Below are 869 nucleotides of genomic sequence, written 5' to 3'. Positions count from 1 at the left end.
GTCGAAATCGCAAAGTTTCGAGATTATTGGCGTTCAAAAGCTGGAGCAAATGCAACCAAAATCGATTGGCAAGCAACATGGCGTAACTGGGTGCGCAGAGCTATCGAGAATTTAGAAAAAACAAAAAACACGAACAACAATGGTGGAAACAATGGAAACTTTTCAAAAGATCAAAGAACTCGCGCTGGTACCGGAGAGACAATCCGTAATCTTATCGGTGCAACACAGCTTAGTGACGCCTCTACAAGATACCGTGCAACAGATAGAGAAATGTGTAACTCTGGAGTTACCATGGACCTTGATCAATGGCAGTCAATTGACAAAAACCCTAGAGAAACAAGCTTTAGAAGCTTATCAGACTGTTCAAAATTTACTTACCTTGAAAGCGTCTGTTGAAGACATAGCAGAGGCTCTTGATGTGCTTGAAGGTGGTTTGACAATGCAAAAAGTTTCAAATGCAGAAGCGCGTGCAAAGGCTTATATCGCTGCTCTTAACGGCATTTCACTCTGGTCTTTATTGCAAGCCGTTAAAAATCTTATACGTGGTGAGGCAAAAGGCATGTCCACAACATTTGTCCCCTCTTGTGCTGATCTTGCGCAGTATTGTCGCGATTTAGAAAGCAGGCTTTATGGTGTTGCTGAGAAAGTTTTTATAGCAGTTGAAAATACGCGTAATTTGGCTTTAGGAGGCAAGCGCATTTCATTCATGAGAATAGGCAAGCCTAGTGAAGAGCAACATAACAGCAGCAATTCTAAAGCGGCTTAAAACAGTAAAATAGTGAAAAGTGCTGATCATTTTACGATTAGACATGCGTTTAAATCGACAAAAAGGTACCTTACAAAGCGATTTAAAGATTTTATGATTAAAA

Annotated in this window: 1 protein-coding gene and 1 pseudogene; both read left to right on the top strand. The window is 40.4% G+C overall.

Going from position 1 to position 869, the window contains the following annotated elements; genetic code table 11:
- Nucleotides 1-396 (top strand): annotated as a pseudogene (locus ACFIKU_RS09895) (hypothetical protein); the annotation flags it as partial.
- The gene (locus tag ACFIKU_RS09890) at nt 317-766 is read left to right on the top strand and encodes a hypothetical protein (RefSeq protein ID WP_375635175.1); all 450 of its coding nucleotides are present in this window, start codon (nt 317-319) and stop codon (nt 764-766) included. The pseudogene ACFIKU_RS09895 and the gene ACFIKU_RS09890, both read left to right, overlap by 80 nt.
- The last annotated feature ends 103 nt before the right edge of the window (nt 767-869 follow it).

The organism is Bartonella sp. CM120XJJH, assembly GCF_042194715.1.
In the GTDB taxonomy this organism is placed as follows: Bacteria; Pseudomonadota; Alphaproteobacteria; order Rhizobiales; family Rhizobiaceae; genus Bartonella.
The sequence above is the reverse complement of the archived record's forward strand: the minus strand, read 5'-3'. Positions and strand labels throughout refer to the sequence as shown.